This is a genomic window from Pseudoalteromonas luteoviolacea (genome assembly GCF_001750165.1).
Taxonomy (GTDB): Bacteria; Pseudomonadota; Gammaproteobacteria; order Enterobacterales; family Alteromonadaceae; genus Pseudoalteromonas; species Pseudoalteromonas luteoviolacea_G.
Map to the genome: position 1 here is coordinate 399,157 of NZ_CP015412.1, position 21,034 is coordinate 420,190.

A 21,034-nucleotide genomic window follows, 5' to 3' on the forward strand; every position below is an offset into this window, starting at 1 on the left:
TTAAATTATGAGCCCATAAAATACGATGATATCAGAGCTCGTGTAACACATATGACATACTGTACTATTCAATTGAATAGGCAGATTTTTGGCCCTCAATTGACTCAAAGCTACCTGTTTTTCCTATCATTTCTGGGTTGTATTCACAGTCAATAATGGTAAAAGTACTCGATGCAATTCCATTTTCAAATTGCCCTTTATGACGAATAACCAGTGTATTTTCATCGTTGTCTGCGTGTTGAAATACTTCTAAGCCATTAAATACAGCGTTTCCTTTACGATCATAGTAGAGTTGGTAGTAAACAGTGCTGGTGCCTTTAAGATCACCTTCATATGTTTGGAGTACAGTGGCATTACTTAGTTTTGTATCTTCGTTGAGTAAAGTTATTACCGATTCCTGCCAATCGTGTACTTGAAATAAACCTGTAAGTTTCATTTTGTGGTTCCCTTGTAATAATTATTTTGTGCAGATTAGCATCTAAATGGGTATCTGGTATTGTATAAACGCGACACTTAAGGTGGTGGTTAAATTTTGCGATCAAATAACGAAGAGGTTTCAGGGGTATTTTATCAGCAGGCAAGTGCTAAGCACTATGATTTGCGTAGATATTATCCTCAGGCTGAACTTGCAGGTTTTATTGAACAATTTTGGTTTGTAGATTGGCATCTTTCAGAACAAAAAGTGCATACCCAAAAGAACTTACCTGACCCTAACTTTCATTTAGTCATTGAGTCTCGTAGAGTACGTGTAATGGGCCCAGTTAGCAAAGTATATGCCTATGACATGTGTAAACAAGGTCGTGTTTTAGGTGTAAAATTTAAGATTGCTTCGATACTGCACTTGCTGAAAAAGCCACTTTGTGAATATGTTGATACAGAGTTACCTGTGCGGGATATATTTGGAGAGACTTCTGAGCACGTGCTTTTATCTTTGTATAGTTGTGAGAGTGATCGAGATATTTGCAACTCATTAAGCGCATTCTTGAAAAATTACACCACGCCGATAAATATAAACCAGAGCCGAGCTGTGGATCTATGTGCCTTAATAAAAAATGATTCAAATATTTTTACAGTTGAGGCACTTTCTGAAAAAAGTAATCTGTCAAAAAGAACCATCCAGAGAATATTCAACAAGTATGTTGGGTTAACTCCTAAATGGCTTATTAGGAAGTATCGGTTGCATCAAGTATTACAGCAATTTGATCAAGGTAACTTAGACATTCTAGATATTGTTAGCTTACTGGAATATACAGATCAGGCACATTTAATCCGTGATTTCCGAGAGGTGATAGGCGTTACACCCGGTCAATATGTCAAATAAAGCAGCACCTTTTCAATCTAGGATAGTAAGCGCTCAAAAAGATTTCCTTATAGCTGGTGCTCATTTGCTTTTAGACATAAAATTTTTAGCTGTACATACTTGTCCAGTGCAAAAGGACATATTTAGGCCATGTAATATTGGTAAACTAATTTTATGGAGTGATGTTTAAAACGATGACTAGAAAACAAAGAGATTTTAGAGTTAAGCTTTTAAGTGTCATAAAAAAGGGAGTATTAATCGCATGTGTATTGCTTATGGCGATTGCATTTTTGTATCAAGCTCAAGTTGATGCTGATTTTGTCATTGAATCACAGTCTTATGATTGTAAAGCAGGCTATTGCGAGGTAACAATTGTTGCGGCGGCAACAAAAAATGCCACAATACCAATCGACGTGAGAGTGACTGGCGTAAAAGTTAAGTGGATTGGAGATGCCCAAATCAATAAACAGCTATTTTCAGAAGTGTTCTCGGAGGAATTAGCAGGTAAAACCAGTCAAACAGTTCAATTTCGTTTTAAAATTCCATCATTGGATAAACCTGATTATTTGCTCATAACATTAAAGCAGTCCCAAGCTTGAGGAAAACCACCTTTAAATCTGTTACTTTTCAGTGTTTGCGATTCTAAAGTAGTAATACAAAATTAGCCAATTTAAACTCGCTTTTAGTCGCTATGATGCATAATAGTACCCATTCATTGATATGTGTTGTGTTTTACCGTTGGCACTGTGAACGCGTCAATTACAGTTTATTTATCTACAAACTCTGGCGAAATTATCGTTTTAATAAAAACGAAATAATTATAGCGCCAAGTAACGAGCAACAAAGATAAACCTTTTTCAGAGTTTCTCCCGTCAATTCAAAGCATAAGAATGTGTTTCGTCTCTATTAAATGTTAAGACCTGTTGATATTTAGTAACATATGGAAAAGTGCATTCTGGAACTATTTGATGATTAGAAAATTAAAATATGTTAGCTCAACGAGCTTGTTATTACTGTCGATGACATTAAGTGTATGGCACTCAAGTGTGGCGGCAAAAAACGAAGAAAAAACGGGTTTAGTACCAGAAGATTATTTTGACTTCGTTTACATAAAAAGCCCACAAATATCACCTAGTAATGATGATATTTTATTTGTAAAACAAACAGTCAATGCTGATGCCAGTGGAAGAAACAATCAAATTTTTAAAGTTGATAAACGTGGGGTCGTTTCCGAGTTTACGCAGGGGAAACGAGATAGCTCTCCAAAGTGGTCTCACAATGGCAGCAAAGTTGCTTTTATCCGCTCGGTAGATGGGCAATCTCAAGTCTTTGTTATGCCGGCTCATGGCGGCGAAGCAAAAGCGGTGACCTCGTTAGAACGCAGCCTTTCTGGGTTCGAGTGGTTTCCGTCGGGAGATAAATTACTTTTATCACTCAGCGTAGAATACGATGGTGATTCTGAGAATAATAAAAGCACGGATGATTCAAAAAAACGCGCTGAGCCTGATACTGTCATTGTTAAACATGCAAAATACATATCGAACGGGGCTGGTTATTTAAGTGACAAACGCACTCATTTATTTGAATTTGATATTAAAACAAAAGCGTTGACTCAGCTTACATCAGGTGCAAGTTGGAATGCAAACGACCCTGTCATTTCAAAAGATGGATCATCTGTTTATTTCCATGCCAATAAAACGGGCCACGAGTACGAAGGGGATCAAAACAGTGACATCTTCCGTTTGGACATTGCATCAAAACGCATCACTGCAATCACGAACCATCCTCATAATCAATTTAGTGCCAGTCTATCTTCTGAAAGTGAGAAAATTGTTTATTTGCACACAGAAGAGGCATATGAGCAAGTTGATTTAATGTGGTTAGCAAAAAACGCTAAGAAACCAGTCAATTTGACGAAGGACTTTGATCGAGATGCTAAACCAGCTATCTGGTCGGCTGACAACAAGCATCTATACTTTACGGCCAACGACCATGGTGCGCATCGCTTATTCTCGGTATCAGTTGAAAGTGGTGAAGTAAAAAGGCTGTTAAATAAGAATCAGAAAGTTGGCAATCTTGCAGTATCGAATAGCGGTCAGTTTTTAGTATTTACAGCTGAAAGCTCTACAGAATTACCAGCGCTTTATCGTCTAGATCTTGGTAATAACAAAGTAAGCAAATTAACTTCGTTCAATGACAAATTGCGCGCAAAAAAAATCTTATCACCAGCTGAAGAAATCTGGTTTGAGAACGAAAAAGGCATGAAGGTTCAGGGCTTTATTCACAAACCTCTCAACTTTGATAAGCATAAGTCATATCCGGTTATTTTAAATATTAAAGGTGGCCCTGGTGGTATGTGGGGGCATCAATGGTTTTTTGAAAATCAAATGTATGCTGCTGAGGGATATGCTGTTGTTTATGTCAATTATCGCGGAAGCAGTGGTTATGGTGTTGCTCATAGCCAAGCTGTTCGAAAAGATTATGGTGGTGCTGATTACCAAGACAATATTCAGTTTCTTGATAATGTGTTGGCTAAAAACACATGGATGAATAAAGACCAGCTGTTTGTTACCGGTGGAAGTCACGGTGGCTTTTTGACTAATTGGATCACGACTAAAACAGATAGATTTAAAGCCGCAGTCACTCAACGCAGTGTGAGCTCATGGATTTCAGAAGCTGGTACTCAGGAATATACCCCTAACCAAATGACGGTAGAATTTGGTGGCCATTTATGGAATAACTTTAATGCGTACTGGTATAGATCACCACTAAAATACGCGGACAAAGTGTCAACACCAACGCTTATTATTCATAGTGATGCAGATATGATCACACCAATTGGACAGGCACAAGAATGGTTCTATGCCCTTAAGGTGAATAAAGTCCCTGTAGAAATGGTGATATTTAAAGGAGAAACGCACTCACTATCACGCTCAGGCAAGCCAACCAATCTAGTTGCTCGCATAGAGCATATTTTGGCATGGTTTGAGCGTTATAAAGGTTAATTTGTTTAAAGCATAAATAAAGGTGATTAGATCTCCTTTATTTATGCACCTGCTAAATGAAGATATCAAGTGTAAGCCCGTTGAAGAAGATGGTTGCAAAGACCATTTCCAAGATGGGCGCTTTAAAACACAAATTTTGTATGGTGAGCTGTTTTTTGTTCAATTTAACTTAACGTAAACGGGTCTGTTAGCCACTAAGTAGTGATATTTTAGACACATATGATGGTTTGGACGAGTTTTAAGTTCTTGATTGCGTTATTCCTACCTTTATAGTTTAAGGGTTCAGGTTTACTGTAAGGCTTTTCTCAGCGAGCGTTTAGCATTTTGCCAGCGGATATAACCATCATGCTATTGTTGGGGGGAATTATTGAGCACTAAAGTAAACACATTTAAGGTCTGTGGGTAATTGGCATAGTAACCACTTCAATTAGTGCCTCTTGGCAGAAACCGTCTATGCTTTACAGTTAGGTAAAGTCTGGATAGCTTTCTTTGTGACAATGGCAAGGAAGAAATAAGTTAGGTTTGATGATACCAACTTCTATTGCTGTGTATCCAAAATCTTAACGCGAGCGTTTTCCTGAATGGATATGGCATTCACTTTATTTCGTTTTTATTATTTTTCTGCTCCTTAAACGTGTCAGCCTATCACCACTGTATCTTTGCCAATGGACTTTAATATCAAATTAACAGTGAAGGGCTTATATAGTAACTGATTATAACTACGATGGATTTTTGGGGGGCTCATCTTGCTAAGTCATATCACAGGTTTATCAATATTGCTGCTCGTTGCAAGTGAAAGTGCTCTCGGTAAAAGTTGTGATACTCCCGAGTCAGAAGTGTTTTTAAACATCGTTCATGACTCTAAAAACATCACTAAATCAATCTCTTCGGCAAAAAAATTTTTAGATTATTTTTCATATGATCCGGTATTGTACAAGAGCTACAAGGAGCACATAGAGGATGAGTTTAAGATAGGTTACCACTTTATAAAGTATAGATTGTCGATACTCCCTTTTTTATCTTCTATTGAGCGCATCAATTCTTTTGGCATAATTTCTGAAGACAAAGTAGAAAGGTTAGTCTCTTTTAATATTGATTTTAAAGACCTTTTTTTAAAGGATGGTAACTATCGATGGGTTAAACACATTGTGATTAGTTTTGATGTCTCAAATCTTAAAATTAGAGATATTAATGTACTAGGAGAGGGCAATGAAAGCACTTACATTGATCGTAGTTATGTGAAGTGTTCGATACCCATACAATAAATTTATATTATGTCTATATTGGTACTTTCCATTTATAGCGCGTTTATAAGTTAGCATAATCACGGACAACAAAATTAAGTAAATCACTATTCAAATTTTATTTGTGTACTGCATGATATCAAATCAATTTTGAGAATTAAGTTTGTTGGATATATCTGAATGTCATGACGAGGGATGTAGACGCCTTTAAGCAGAAGATAGAATAATGTTAGGAGATATAGATTTAAATGAGTGAAATTCGGCAGAGGGTAGCAGAGGGGACTGAAGTTCTGAGCTATCCTATCTAGTTTTTAGGCTACAAAAGTTATTGACGATAAGCTATTTTGGCTCGTTAATATATTAAGTTTTAATGAATTTAGTGGCGCTCAATGTAGAAATAATAGAACGCCATGAATTTTAGAGTAGGAAGACTAAAACTAGAACTGCAAAATCTTCTTTAGCGATAAAAATAGCCATATAAATTTATTCATATTTGCTGGACTATCTTCATCGTTTTCGTAAAGTCTTATTGTATATATGCTTCAATTGCAGTCTTAATTCCACGGACTTTTAATTAGTGGTTTTTTCTTTAGAATAGTAATCGCCTCGCTTGAATTTTATGCAGTTAGAAATGAAAGGCTATCGTTCTCTTTAATAAGTACAGTCCCCTAAGTCGTAAAGAAATTAAAAATTAACAATAAATATTAAGTATTTACCTTTATAGTGAAATATAAGAGTTCACAAGATGTGTTGACTCTGATGTAAGAGGAATTGTGTATTTTGGCATGTTCATAGCAATTTAGTTTAGCAGGATATATTGTCATAAATTGTATTGATTTGTTTTTAATTTAGGTATTTTAGGTTTTTTTATTTTGATTTTATGCTTTATTGACTGTTTTATGTTTTTATGTGTTGTTTTTGGAAATTATATTTTTATTTTTTCTAATTTTACCCCTAAACTATTCCTTTTGTTGGGTTTGTCAATTTCAATCTGTCAAGCTTTTTTTTATGCTATTGTCCTATAATCTACAATTTATTTGGTTGACAAAACAATGACTAAATAGCTATTTTAGTCACCGGAAAGTAAATTATTAAATTAGATATTTTTGTTTTACTTACCTTGTGATAACGATTTTGATGTTTTTCTGCTGTTTGGGGAGACATATAGAAATATAAATTTATTGATAGTCTATTTAATCGGCTTTGTTGTCGTTGGGCTGTTATCTGGTCGTTAATCGCTTTACTTTTTACTTTACATGCTTCTTTGGTGCTGATTTCGCGCAGTTATTTAAGTTGCTTTGATTAATAATGAAGTTTTTTATAATCAATTTGTTGAGGAGTTTATTAACAAAAACAACTAAATACCATTAAAGGTAATTTTTACTATTAAGGTGCGGAAAAAGTTCCTTTGAAGAGTGGCAAGGATTTGTTGCGCGGTACATTTCAAAACAATAAAAAAAAATTTGTATGTTGGAGGAAAACACGATGGAAAGGAATTCTTGGCTGAAAGAATACCAGAATAAAGGTTTTACGGTACTACCTGAGTTATTTTCAGATGATGCTTTACACGGGATAGAACATCATTTGAGCGCTTATTTAGAAAAAATAAAAGAAGGCGTTGTATTTGAAAAAGATGGGCAGACAGTACGTGGTGCCCACGGCTTACACCTATTCGATGATTTCTTTGCAGAACTCACGAAAAATGAAAAAATCCTACCTTTAGCTCGGCAAGCGCTTGATGGCGATGTTTATGTCCATCAGTTTAAAGTCAACTTTAAACAGTCCTATAGTGGAAAAAGCTGGCCGTGGCATCAAGATTATGTTTTTTGGCGTGAATTGGACTTTGTACCAACACCGAATTTAATCAATATCGCTATTTTTTTAGATGATGTGGATTATTTGGGTGGTCCATTGTGGTTCATTCCTGAGAGTCATACCTTAGGTGACTTATCTGCCAACCAGTTAAGTGATCAAAAAGGCGAAAGTTGGAAAGACAATGTTGCTGAATATTTGAATTTCCAAGTTCCAGCTGATGAAGTCTCTAAGCTATCACCGTCAAAGCAGGCAGTAGCTATGACGGGGAAGGCTGGTGATGTCGTGCTTTTCAACCCTCAATTGGTGCATTGTAGTGCTAATAATTTATCCGATAATTCACGTCGGTTATTGATTATCACTTACAACCAATCGGCAAACTTACCATTAAAAACGTCATCAAGGCCCGATTTTTTGTGCTCACCTTTTGTAGAGAGTTTGTAAGCACTTAAGTCAACGCCAGTTTGAAACCACTCTCAAAATCTATTTTGATAGTTTAAAGAAGGATTTAGTCTTTTGTTTTTTCAAAAATTTCCAATGGTAAGTCGTACCATTGTTTGGATGATTTTGCCTCTTTTTTTGTTGCTTTTCATCGCGTATCAAGTTTTATTGCAAAGCTTGCCCGATGTAAAAGGAGACAAAGAAGTCAAAGGGATCCAAGCACCAGTGATGATCAATAGGGATCAACACTCAATTCCTCATATTCAAGCTTCCAATGATTTAGATGCCGTATTCGGTTTGGGTTATACACACGCTCAAGATCGTCTATGGCAAATGGAAATGAATCGCCGTATTGGTTCTGGTCGGTTGAGTGAGATCATCGGGATTGAATCACTGCGCTCAGACATGTTTATTCGAACTTTGGGCTTAAGGCGTAATGCTGAAAAAATGTGGCAGCAGTTAAGTCCAGAAAATAAGAAAATTTTAGAAGCTTATGTAGCTGGCGTTAATCAGGGCATTAGTCATCTAGATTTGTTACCTGCTGAATATTATTTGTATCAATTTGAGCCGGAGCCCTGGCAGCCAGTTGATTCTTTAGTTTGGATGCAACTGATGACGTGGCAATTGTCTAACAATTATCGGTATGAGATACAAAGAGCTTTAGTTGTTAAGGCTTTGGGTGCTGAAAAAGCAAATGAATTTTTGCCAGAAGTGCCGATGGAGCAACTGCAATTAGCTGCACAGCATGTAAACAATACCGATTTTGATCAAATGTTGGGTGAGTACCATAATCCAGATTATATTCCCAAAAAGCATGTGGGGAGTAACAATTGGGTAATTTCGGGTAAGCACACTAAAACCGGTAAACCTTTATTGGCAAACGATCCTCATTTAGTTAATTCAATTCCTTCGATTTGGTATTTAGCACGCCTTGAAGGCAAAGACTTACATACCGTTGGAGCGACCTTCCCTGGTTTACCATTTGTAGTTATTGGCCGTAATCAGCACCTGGCTTGGGGTGTGACTAACATGATGGCGGATACTCAAGATATTTATTTGGAGAAAATTAATCCTCTAAATCGAAATCAATATTTAGTCGATGGTGACTGGTATGACATGGAAGTGTTTCGCGAAAAAATAAAGGTTCGCGCTGATCTCCTGCGTCGACCTGAACCGGATCGTGAATTAACCATTCGTCGAACTAGAAATGGCCCCGTTTTAAGTGATATTAATCCTCAGCTAGAAAATTTTGCATATAGCTTACGCTGGGCGGGTGATGACCAAGATGGTGGCACTTTTGATAGTTATGTTAAATTGGGCTACGCGAAGAATTGGACCGAGTTCAATCAGGCTTTAGAATCATTTGTTGCACCAGTGCATAACTTCGTTTATGCAGATATGGAAGGGAATATTGGTTATGTCGCGCCGGGCAAGTTTCCAATTCGTGCAACAGGCAATGGAGATGTACCTGCTTTAGGTTGGGACAGCTCTACTCAGTGGCAGGGCTGGTTAGACTTTACTCAAGTGCCAAGAGTATATAACCCTGAATCAGGTATATTGGTCACGGCAAACAATAATGTGACCGATGAGAAGTATTTTGGTCAATATTATCCAGAGCAAAAGTATCCACATCACCTTGGATATGATTTTTCCCCTGGATACCGTGCAGATCGCATTACCGAGTTATTGAAGTCGAATATTGAACAACGCTCAGGCAGCATAGACCATTCAATAATGAGTGAGATCCAAGGAGATGTATTGAACCCGATGTTTGATAAAGTCAAACATCGAATGCTGGCTATTGAGGCCACAACAGAACAAGAAGCAGATGCGTTAAAGGTATTAGCTGACTGGGATGGCATGATGACAGGTGATAGCGTTGCTTCTAGTATTTTTGTTAGTTGGATTTCTCATTTCCAGCGACTCTTAGTACGAGATGATATTGAAAAAGCGGACCTTTCAGGTGCTTCCAGCTTTGCCTTATCTCGTATCGAGTTTCAAATTAACTATCCATTTATCGAGCGTGTGCTAACTGAGCAGGCATCGAGTTGGTGCGACTTCCAAAAAACTGATGTTGTTGAGAGTTGTCAGACGGTTCTGCAAGTATCTTTACAGCATGCCATCAATGAATTGGATAAAGAGCTGGGCAGCAATGTAGCAAACTGGCAATGGAATGAGCTGCACAAGAATCAATTTCCACACTTTCCATTGAGCGAGGCTGAGCTAGCGCCTCATGCCCCTCAGTCTGATGAAAGTTTCTTCAGTCGGTTATTCCACCGAGAAGCTAATTCAAGTGGGGGCGGCGAAACTGTAAATGTCGCACCGATTAGTTTGGATGACGAAACCAAGTACAAGCAGTTCTTTGGCGCCACTTACCGACAAGTTATTGATTTGGGTAATGAGAATGAAAACTACTTTATTCTCAATACTGGACAATCGGGTAACGTGGTTAGTAAACATTATGATGACATGATTTCAAAACACGGCGGGATGCAGTTATTGCCGATGTATTCAACGAAATCACATCAGTTGACTTTACATCCAACGAATAAGTAAGGGAATCAAATGCAGTTAAAGAAAATCAGTGATTTGTATTGGAATTGTTCTCCTAATTCATTCTACTTTTCGGTGTTACTCGGGATTTTCACGGGTTTGTGCTACGCCATGCTTATTCCTTTTATCATGTATGCGATGAGCAGTAATAATGCCGAAAGTTTACAACTAACAGTTGAAGATTATTTCTATTTTTCTTCGCCTACATCACAGCTGGCTATTTTCTTTTTAGTAGCCATCTCAGCAATTATTGTGATCCGAACAACATCTTTAGTGTTCTCCACTTTTCTAGCAAAGCGTGCTTCAGTTAAGCATCGAATTAGTCTGTATCATCGTATTCAGAATTTACCGTATGCTGAATTGGAGAAAATAGGCCAGGCTCGCCTTATCAACCTATTAAATGTTGATATTCCGCATATAACAACAGCCGCTACTACACTGCCTGTAATTTGGAGTAACGCGATCACAATCGTGGGCACCTTGGGTTATCTGATTTATTTAGATATTCGTATCTTTTTGTTTGTGACAGTTAGTTTGTTGCTAGCCATGCTTACTTATCAACTGCCATTAATTCTAGGTACTCGATTGTATGCTGAATCGCGTGAACATTATGACGAGATCCAAGAAGGTGTAAAAAGTCTAATTTTGGGCGCAAAAGAGCTAAAACTTAATCAAAGTCGCAGTGACGAGTTCTTTGAGCAGTCATTAATGAAGCCAGAGCGTAAAGCATTGAAATCTGTAATTAAAGGCTATTCTGTTTTTTGTTTTGGTGAGAATTACGGTGGTATTGTGTGTTTTCTAGTGATTGGTGTGGTGCTGTTCCATTTACCTTACCGATTTGAAATCAGCCAAGCTGAATTGTTTAGCATCATTATGGCACTGTTATATCTAACCGGTCCTGCAGGTCAGATCCTCAGCTCGATGAATCTAGTGCGTCAAGGCCAAGTGTCTTTAGCAAAAGTTAAGAAGTTTTACACAGAGCTTAGCGAAGAACCCGTTGGTAAAGATGAGAAAATGGATACGCCGTGGAAGCAGCTCGAGGTATCTGACTTGTCCTATGCTTATTCGTCAGCACCTGATTCGTTTGCTCTAAACAAAGTAAATTTAACCTTTCGCAGGGGAGAAGTGAACTTCATCGTTGGCGGCAATGGTTCAGGTAAGTCGACTTTAAGTAAGTGCTTGTCATTACATTACCTACCCACAGAAGGTTATTTGTCATTCGATCAGCAACAGATAAATGATGACAACCGCCGTGATGCACGACAGTTTGTCTCTGCTATCTATTCTGACTATCACTTATTTTCTGACTTCTATGGCATTGAAGTTAAAGACAGTAGTCAACAGCAAAAAGTATTGTCCTATTTACGTTACTTAGAGCTTGATGAAAAAGTGAAGATTGAAGATGGTCGATTGAGTACAACGAGGTTGTCAGATGGTCAGCGCAGGCGTTTAGCCCTACTGGTATTATTACTTGAAGACCGCGACATTTGTATGTTTGATGAGTGGGCTGCAGATCAAGATCCGCGTTTTAAGCATATTTTTTACTCAAAAATTCTTCAAGATTTAAAACAGCAAGGCAAGGTAATCATTGTGGTGTCACACGACGATCGTTATTTTGAATTTGCCGATCAGCTAATCTTTATGGAAAGTGGTCATGTGGATCGTGTAGTTCACCAGCCTGATGCAAACCAACGCCAATTAAGTGCAAGTAAAACTGTTGACCATAAACCTGAATTAACAGGGAGTGTTTAATATGATGGCTGAACATAGAACCTTACAAAAAGCGCCGTTGTCACCGCAGCAAACTGATATTTATTTAGATCAAGCGATTCATAAAGATATTCCTTTGTACAACATCGGTGGATATGTTGATTTTAAGGGGAGTTATCAACTCGATTTGTTACAACAGGCACATCATTTGTTAGTAACAAACGCAGATGCGTTTTCACTGCGACTAAACCACTCAGATACAGAAGCATTGTCACTGAGTTGTGATGCTGAACCAGCAGCGGTAGTTATCCACGATGTCAGTGAACATGAGGACCCTGAAGCAGCAGCAAGGGAGATCATTCATCAGCTGTATCAGACAAACTTTGACTTGACTCAAGGTATGTTTTTAAGTGGTTTCATTCAGTTATCACCGACACGTTGTTGGTATTATGGTATCGCTCATCATTTGATGTTAGATGGTTGGGGCTTTTCGAATTGGGTAAAATCGATGTGTAGTATTTACAGTAAACTACTACGTTCGGAAGAGCCCGAGTTACTCATGCCCTCGTTTGTAGAGCTATTAGCTCAGGAAAATAAATACATTCAAGGCACACGTGTTGTTAAAGACAAAGAGTTTTGGGTCGAATCTTTTAGCCAATTACCCTCGTTACTAATAGAGCCTCAGGAACGTTTACGTTTGAGTGAAGCTGAACAAAAATGCAGTAAACGCGTTGAGCAAAAGTTAGCTTACCCCGTATTTGAACAGCATAAACAGTTTGCCACAGCTCATGGTGTGAGTGTTGTTCAGTTATATCTAGGCGCCTTATATGTTTATTTTAGTCGGGTGCACCAACAGCAAGACTTGGTATTTTCTTTACCGACTCATAACCGACGTACCGCATCGGCTAAGCAAACCATAGGTTCTGCATTAAGTGTGTACCCTTCAAAACTATCTGCTGCAGTGGATGTAACAGTTGAAGAGTTAATCAGCTTGATTGCCAAAAGGCAAAAGTCTGAATTTCGCCACCAACGTTACCCTTTAGGTCAATTGCATCAGGATTTGAGCTTGCGTCAGCAGGGCCAATCTCGATTGTTCGACATTAGCTTTAACTACCAGAAGCTAGATTATGAAGTGTCGGTTGAAGGGGTGACAACATCGACTCATTACTTGAGTAATGGGTTTGAGCAAATCCCTTTGACGTTTACTGTGTGTGATTATGGCTCTCATCAAGACGTTGAATTACAGATTGATTATAACTTGAGCTACTTTAACCACAGCAAAGCTGAGGCTATGTTGCATCGCTGGTCTGATATTGTTGAGCAAATGGTTCAACAACCTCAGTTACCGATTGCTGACTTAGATTTGATAAGCTCATATGAGTTAAATCAGCTTGACCAGTGGAATACCACGGAAAAATCGTGGCCAGTCAATCATTTTGTTGAGGCCTTTGAACAGCAGGTTGAACGTACCCCTTTGCAAACTGCGTGCTGCTATCAAAATCAGCTTTACACCTACAGTGAACTCAATAGTTTGGCGAATCAGTACGCTCAGGTTTTACGAGCTACTGGCGTTGAAGCGGGTGATATGGTTGCTGTGTGTTTACCGCGTCGTGCAGAGTTGTTAGTTGTGCTGTTGGCGGTAATGAAATTGGGGGCAACTTATATTCCTATGGATCCGAGCTTCCCGGTATCGCGTTTGCAGTTGATGCTGCAGCATTCGAAACCGGGTACTGTGATCAGTACAGAGTCACTGGCCATAGAATTAAAGCAACTTTCCGACAATCAAGTTGATAGTAGCTGGCTCTCATTAGAGACGTTGATGCAAGATTATCAAATAATGCCAACTGAGAATCTTGATCTGAATTTAACAGCTCAACAGTGTGCTTATGTGCTATTCACTTCAGGGTCAACAGGCATTCCAAAAGGCGTAGCCGTGAGTCATGGAGCCTTGCTCAACTTTTTATTGAGTATGGCGAAAAAGCCCGGCTTTACTGCTAGTGATCGACTTTTGGCGGTAACGACGGTGTCTTTTGATATTGCGGGTTTGGAATTGTATTTGCCGTTGCTTTGCGGGGGGTCTTTGGTGTTGGCCACTGCTGAGGCTGCCCGTGATGGGCAACAGCTTGTGCAGCAGGCATTACAGCATAGAGTCACAGTAATGCAAGCAACCCCGATCAGTTGGCAGTTAATGTTAGAGGCCGGTTGGCCTGAACAATTACAGCTCAAAGTTTTGTGTGGCGGCGAAGCACTACCTAGTAGCTTGGCACAACAATTACTTGAACGTTCATCTGAAGTTTGGAATATGTACGGGCCGACTGAAACGACAATTTGGTCGACTATTAGCCAAGTCACCAATCACAATCAGATCACAATAGGTCATCCAATTGCAAATACACAGGTGTATTTGTTAGACGATCAACTACGACAAGTTCCTTATGGTGAAAAAGGTCGATTGTTTATCGCGGGCAGCGGTTTGGCTGATGGCTATTTAAATGATAGCGCACAAACAGCTGCTAAGTTTTTTGACTGGCAGACTCGTGAGGGTCTTACAACTCGCATTTACGATACAGGAGATTTGGCTAGCTATAGTGACGCGGGTCATTTAATTCATCATGGGCGTAGCGATAATCAAGTTAAGTTTCGCGGTTACCGCATTGAGTTAGGTGATATTGAAGCCGCGTTAGTTCGTTTTGAGCAAATTGAAGATAGCTGTGTCACGATTCAAAGCCATGACGATAACAGCGAAAAAAGCGACTTTATTGCTGCGTATTACACGACCGCAAGTTCGGTTTATGTATCTGATTTAAAACAGTTTTTATCACGGTTACTGCCACAGTACATGATGCCATCAGTTTTTGTGCCTCTTGAACATTTTCCGATGACCCCGAATGGCAAAAAAGACCGTAATGCCTTACCTAAGGCTGTGATGCCTGTTGTTGAATTAGGTGAAATACAATTGCCTAATAGTAAGGTAGAGCAGGAAATCTTATCGGTTTGGCAGGAATTGTTGTCTGTACAGCAGCTGAGTGTTGAGCAAAATCTATTTGAGCTAGGCGCCTCATCTTTGGATGTGATGCGTGCCAGCAAGATGATAGAGCAAAGGTTAGGCCGTAAATTAGATACAGTTAATTTATTTGAGCATACCAGTATTAGAGCACTAGCTCGTTATCTTACAAATGAAAATGAAGTTATAGAAGAAGACCGCAGTGTAGAGGTATACGCTGGAAAAAGAAGAATAATGCAGGGAAGAAAACGGAGAAATAATGAAGAATTCATATGTTGAAACAGGGCTTGAAGTTGCCATTGTTGGCATGAGTGGACGCTTTCCTCAAGCAAATAATGTAGAGCAATTTTGGGATAACTTAGTAGAGCAGCGCGATTGTATCAGCCGTTTTGATCGCGATACTTTGCTGGAAGCAGGACTGACAGCAGAAAATGTTGATCACCCAGATTTTGTTCCGGCAAAAGGTGTCGTTGAAAATGTATACCAGTTTGACCCTAGCTTCTTTGGTTATAGTGCCCGCGAGTCTGAAATGATGGATCCGCAAGTTCGTGCATTTCACCAACTTGCCTATCATGCGCTGGAAAATGCTGGGTATGCTCCAGAGAATTGCCCCTCTTTGGTGGGTGTATATGCTGGCGCGGGTAACAACCCTTTCTGGATGGCACGCCACCTTGCTAAAATAAGTCGTAGTTTTGCCGAAAATTACGAGGTTAGTAGTCTTAATGGTCGTGAGTTCTTGGCTACTCGAGCGGCTTATAAGTTAAATTTGAAAGGTCCCGCAGTAACTGTGCAAACAGCATGCTCTACTTCGTTAGTTGCTGTGCACCATGCTGTATCAGGCTTATTGGCTGGTGAATGCGATATGGCTTTAGCTGGTGGTATTGCGGTGCATACCAGCCATATTAATGGCCGAGCAGACGTGGGTGGATACCGATACCAAGAAGGCATGATCCTATCGCCAGACGGCCATTGTCGAGCGTTTGATGCTGAAGCTCAAGGCACTGTACCTAGCGATGGTATGGGTTTGGTTGTGTTAAAGCGTTTAGAAGATGCTGTAAAGCATGGCGACAACATCTTGGCTGTTATTAAAGGAAGTGCAATTAATAATGATGGTAATAGCAAAATAGGCTATACGGCGCCTAGTGTTGAAGGTCAGGCTAGAGTGATCCGCTCAGCGTTGCAATTTGCCGATGTGGAGCCAAGTACTGTTTCGTATATTGAAGCGCATGGTACTGGTACACCACTTGGTGATCCTATTGAAATTGCAGCTTTGAAAAAAGTGTATGGAGATTTACCGCCACAATCCGTTGCTATTGGCTCAGTAAAAACGAATATCGGTCACCTCGATGCGGCAGCGGGTATTGCGGGTTTGATCAAGGTCGTTAAGGCTTTGCAGAATGAAAAGTTACCAGCAAGTTTGAATTTCCAGCAACAAAACCCGAAAACGGACCTATCAAACTCTCCGTTTCGAGTAAACCAACAACTGGCTGACTGGCAGAGCGATATGCCATTGCGTGCAGCAGTGAGTTCGTTTGGTATCGGTGGTACGAATGCTCATATGATTCTAGAGCAGTATCAGCAACCAGAGCTGGCGTCGCAACCGGTTAGCAAGCCATTAGTATTTACATGGTCAGCGAAGACTGAGCAATCTGCTCAAAGTTGGCAGGAAGAGCTCAAACAGTTCTTGAAAGCGCATCCTACAACTTCTATCGAACAAATAGCTCATACTTTATTGCAAGGACGTGATCATCACGAATATCGTCGTATGCTAGTAGCGCAAAATAGAGAAGAGCTGCTGCAATTACTTGATGACGATTCTGGCGCAGTGCTATCGAGTAAAGCAAGTAATGGCCATCTGTCTAATGTCTTTATGTTCTCAGGTCAGGGTTCACAGTTTCTTGGTATGGCACAACAGTTGTACTTAGATTACCCTGTTTTTAAAGCTGAATTAGACCCGCTATTAAAGTTGGCGCAGGAGAAGATGTCTGTTTCGCTTGAGGTTTTACTGTTTGACAGTCAGCACTCGGCGGAGCGTGAAGCTTTGATAAATCGCACCGATATTACTCAGCCTTTGTTATTTATGGTTGAATACGCTACAGCTAAATTACTCATGTCATTTGGTGTTAAACCTGATGTGATGGTAGGTCACAGTCTCGGCGAGTACGTCGCGGCATGCCTATCTGGTGTCATTAAAGTAGAAGATGCCATTGCTTTAGTCGTTGAGCGCGGTCGTTTGATGGCTTCTACTGAAACTGGTGCAATGCTTTCAGTTGCTCTAGGTGAAGCGAAAATTACGGAGCTATTAACTCCAGCATTGAGTTTAGCTGCTGTGAATAGTTCTAAACAATGTGTGGTGTCAGGTAATGCGGACGCCATTGAAAAGTTTGAGCAAGCGCTTCAAAATCAAGATGTCAGTTGTACGCGATTGAAAGTGTCTAATGGCTATCACAGTTATCTTATGGAGCCTATATTGGCTGAGTTTGAGCAAACTCTTGCTCAAGTGAAATTCAACTCGCCGACAATTCCATATTATTCTAACGTCACAGGTGAACTCGTTACAGCTGAACAAGTTCAGTCTACTAACTATTGGGTTCAGCATTTGCGTGGCTGTGTACGATTTAATGACGCTTTAACAAATGTTTTAACAAACCCTGAAGCCATTTTAATCGAAGTTGGTCCAGGGCGAGCTTTATCAACCTTTGCAAAACAACATGAATCCAAAGATGCTCAGCATTTGGTTGTCAATGCGCTTCGTCATATTAAAGACCAACATAATGATACCTATAAGTTTTTACAGTGCTTGGGCCGTCTGCACTTGAAGGGCGTTGCAGTTGATTTCAAACCGTTATTTACAGCATCTGTGAAACGTCGTTTACCACTACCGGGTTATGCATTTGCTCCAACCGAATTTTTGCCTGAACCTGTAGAGTCATTGGTTGCTGATTCAAAACCAGAACCATCGTCTGAGGAAGTTAATTTATACCAGCCTGAATGGCGTTTAGCGCCTCTTGATAATCATGTTGTGCCAGCCGAACAGACTGAGTCTACTAGTAATGTGGCTCTTGCTTTTGTTGACGAGCAGGGTGTGGTCGAAAGTGCCGCAAATCAGTTGTGTCAACAGCAAGATAAAACCGTAATTACTGTAGTACAGGGCAGCGCGTTTGAGCGATTAGCACCGGACCACTATTGTGTAAACCCAGCCGTGCATAGAGATTTTGAGCTCTTAATTGATGAATTAGTTCGATTGGATAAGATCCCCGATACACTGATCCATGGTTGGGCTTTGGATGACCAAACTAGTGTTTCTGCTGAACAACAACTAGATAACAATTTTTATAGTATTGTATTCTTAGCTCAGACAGTTGCAGAAAAGCTAGGTAACGCAGCTTTGACGCTAACCTTGACAACTCGACAGCGTTTTAATATTTCGGGTTCCGAAGCTGTCGATCCTATGAAGGCTTTAGTGCAAGGGCCGTTGCGAGTTATCGCTCACGAATTTGCTAATATTAAAACCAGAGCCATCGATTTCGGTGCATCATCATCTGAGCGTGCACATCGTTTAGAGTCTGCTCAATTATGCCGTGAATTACAGCTTTTTGCTTCGAATGAGGCAGGTGAACTTGCGCAACAAGTTGCATTTCGTGCAGCTAAACGTTGGCAATTGGATTACCTAAGTGCTCAATCTCCAGATCTATTAACGCTCGAAGGTTACATTAAGCCTAAAGGAACTTATGTTATCACCGGTGGTCTTGGCGGAATTGGTTTAACCCTTGCAAGTCATTTTGCACACCAACAGCCTGTCAACTTAGTGTTAGTAACTCGCCGCAGCTTCCCTGAGGCGAATGAATATCAAAGTTATATAGAATCGACAGATGCTAGACCTGAGTATTTAGCTGCAATTGCCTCTATAGAGGCGATGAAGAAGAATGGCTCTACTGTAACTGTACTGCGCGCTGATGTGACCAACAGTGAAGATATTTATAGATTACGTGCTGAGGTGAAAGCTAAATTTGGTTCAGTGGATGGTATCGTTCATGCTGCCGGATTACCTGGTGGTGGTGCGCTAATGCGCAAGCAGAAATCAGACATGGAAGCAATTTTAGCGGCTAAAGTACAAGGTACTGAGTTATTACTAGAAGCATTTACTGACCAATCTCTTGATTTTATGGTGCTTTGCTCATCAGTGACCGCAATTTTGGGTGGTTTTGGCCAAGTTGACTATAGTGCAGCCAATGCTTATTTGGATGCATTTGCTCAAGCTAAGTCTTTAAATAGTGATACCCGTGTGATCTCGATTAACTGGGATAACTGGCAAGAAGTAGGGATGGCAGCTGATCCAAGTAAAGGCATAAAAGTAGACCTTGACTGTTTAGGGCAAGCTGTTGAATCTGATGATATTGCGTTTAGTCAAACTTATCGCGTAGAAACGCAATGGGCATTGAGCGAACACTGGATTCTTGGTGTACCAACATTGCCTGGTACTAGTTACTTAAACATGGTGACGATGGCACTAGATCGTGCAGCTAATATCCAACAGTTTAGCTTTAAAGACATTGCATTCTTATCTCCTTTGGCTCTGAATCAAGGGGAACACGCCCAAGTGACCACTCAGTTAACTCAAACTGCTGAAGGTTATGACTTTGTCGTACGTTCGGAAGAACATGAACATGCTAAGGGCCGTGTTGTAGTTCAATCACAGCCATCAGCGTCGACTGTTAATTTACAACAGTTGATTGATTCTTGTGATGAACGCATTATCGATAATCCAGAAGAAATAGCACACTTGGGTAAGATCACTACTAAGGAAGATGGTGAAGCTCAATTTGAGTTAGTGGAATTTGGTGAGCGTTGGCAGAATTTGGACTGGATCCGTTTGGGAGATAAACAAGGTATTGCCAAGCTATCACTGCCTGAGAAGTTTGCAGCTGATTTCACTCAAGTTCCACTACATCCTGCGTTACTTGACTGTGCGACTGCATTTTTGCGTCCATTCCATTATGAAGGCGTGTTTTTGCCATTGTCGTATGATGAAATGCGAGTGTATCACACGCTGCCAGACACTGTTTATAGCCATGCAAGCTTGGTTTCATCGCAAGTCAACAACCAAAAAGGTGTACAGAGCTTTGATGTGACCTTGTTAGACAGTACAGGGCGAGTTTTGGTAGAGGTGAAACGCTTTACTTTGCGGGAAGTAGATCAATCTAGTATCGATCGTTCTTTGTCTCACAAGCAGCCAACAGAAGGTAAAAGCTCAGCGCTTGATGCATTACGTGGGGATGGCTTGACCAATGCTGCTGCGTTAGCTGCATTTGATCAAGTGATGAAACTTGATAGTGCCAGTATAGTCGTGTCCGAAGGAAATATTAATCACCGCATTGATCAGTATGATGACTTCCTAAAAGTTCAAACGGAAAAGAAAGCGAAGAAATCACCTCGACCTGAACTTGATGTCGCATATGTTAAGCCAAAGACTGAAGTTGAAATTAAATTAGCCGGAATATTGCAAGAGATAATGGCGTTAGAAACAGTGGGTGTTCAAGACGATTTCTTCGAGCTTGGCGGTGATTCGTTACTCTTAGTTCAGTTCCATAAAAAACTTCAAGATAGTTTTACGCAAAAGGTTGCTATGACTGACTTGTATGAACTTACAACGATTAAAAAGTTAGCTGTTGTTCTGAGTAATGAGTCGGATAAGCCTAAAGATAATGCTGTAAAACGAGCTGTATCTCGAGTTGAAAAACAAAAGTCTGCAATGGCTCGTCGCCGCCCGTCGCGCCGTCCAGGTCGTGGTTAAACAGAAACAAAATTAATCATAAGAATATTTAAAAGGAAATAGATTGTAGAAACATAGCGATATTACGGTAATAGCGATGGTTCGCCATCGCTTATCGCGTCTGCCCAGGTCGCGGATATAAAAATAAAATTACTCATACAAATATTGATAAGGAAATAAATTGCACAAGTG

11 protein-coding genes are annotated in these 21,034 nt (G+C 39.9%); 10 read left to right on the forward strand and 1 reads right to left on the reverse strand.

The genetic code is table 11. The features are described 5' to 3' along the window. Positions 1-64: 64 nt before the first annotated feature. Entirely contained in the window at positions 65-436 is a 372-nt protein-coding gene (locus tag S4054249_RS22465) for a DUF3224 domain-containing protein (protein ID WP_046356024.1), read from the reverse strand. 96 nt (positions 437-532) lie between these two features. Here S4054249_RS22465 and S4054249_RS22470 point away from each other — a divergent pair, with 96 nt between their 5' ends. The 10 genes from S4054249_RS22470 to S4054249_RS22515 all read left to right on the forward strand — a co-directional run bounded on the left by S4054249_RS22470 (position 533) and on the right by S4054249_RS22515 (position 20,863). Continuing rightward, on the forward strand, positions 533-1,321 hold the full coding sequence (locus S4054249_RS22470) for a helix-turn-helix domain-containing protein (RefSeq protein ID WP_046356025.1): 789 nt from the start codon (positions 533-535) through the stop codon (positions 1,319-1,321). Between the two features lie 173 nt (positions 1,322-1,494). Continuing rightward, on the forward strand, positions 1,495-1,899 hold the full coding sequence (locus tag S4054249_RS22480) for a hypothetical protein (protein WP_145925100.1): 405 nt from the start codon (positions 1,495-1,497) through the stop codon (positions 1,897-1,899). Positions 1,900-2,268: 369 nt separating this feature from the next. Then, complete coding sequence (locus S4054249_RS22485) at positions 2,269-4,305, forward strand: S9 family peptidase (protein ID WP_046356028.1); 2,037 nt, start codon at positions 2,269-2,271, stop codon at positions 4,303-4,305. Positions 4,306-4,348: 43 nt separating this feature from the next. Further along, complete coding sequence (locus S4054249_RS27195) at positions 4,349-4,483, forward strand: hypothetical protein (RefSeq protein WP_256370563.1); 135 nt, start codon at positions 4,349-4,351, stop codon at positions 4,481-4,483. A 568-nt stretch (positions 4,484-5,051) separates the two neighbouring features. Next, on the forward strand, positions 5,052-5,570 hold the full coding sequence (locus tag S4054249_RS22490) for a hypothetical protein (protein ID WP_046356029.1): 519 nt from the start codon (positions 5,052-5,054) through the stop codon (positions 5,568-5,570). A gap of 1,464 nt (positions 5,571-7,034) precedes the next feature. Beyond that, a complete protein-coding gene (locus S4054249_RS22495; RefSeq protein WP_046356030.1) occupies positions 7,035-7,805 on the forward strand; it encodes a phytanoyl-CoA dioxygenase family protein in 771 nt (256 codons plus the stop codon). Positions 7,806-7,877: 72 nt separating this feature from the next. Continuing rightward, positions 7,878-10,358, forward strand: a complete 2,481-nt coding sequence (locus tag S4054249_RS22500; RefSeq protein ID WP_145925099.1) for a penicillin acylase family protein — start codon at positions 7,878-7,880, stop codon at positions 10,356-10,358. A gap of 9 nt (positions 10,359-10,367) precedes the next feature. Then, positions 10,368-12,107, forward strand: coding sequence for a cyclic peptide export ABC transporter (locus S4054249_RS22505; RefSeq protein ID WP_046356031.1), 1,740 nt, complete (start codon positions 10,368-10,370; stop codon positions 12,105-12,107). Position 12,108: 1 nt separating this feature from the next. Then, positions 12,109-15,348 carry a non-ribosomal peptide synthetase gene (locus S4054249_RS22510; protein ID WP_046356032.1) on the forward strand — a complete coding sequence of 1,080 codons (3,240 nt, stop codon included), beginning with the start codon at positions 12,109-12,111 and terminating at the stop codon, positions 15,346-15,348. Continuing rightward, positions 15,329-20,863 (forward strand): SDR family NAD(P)-dependent oxidoreductase, encoded by a 5,535-nt coding sequence (locus tag S4054249_RS22515; protein WP_046356033.1) that lies wholly within the window; start codon positions 15,329-15,331, stop codon positions 20,861-20,863. The genes S4054249_RS22510 and S4054249_RS22515 overlap by 20 nt, the downstream gene beginning before the upstream one ends. The last annotated feature ends 171 nt before the right edge of the window (positions 20,864-21,034 follow it).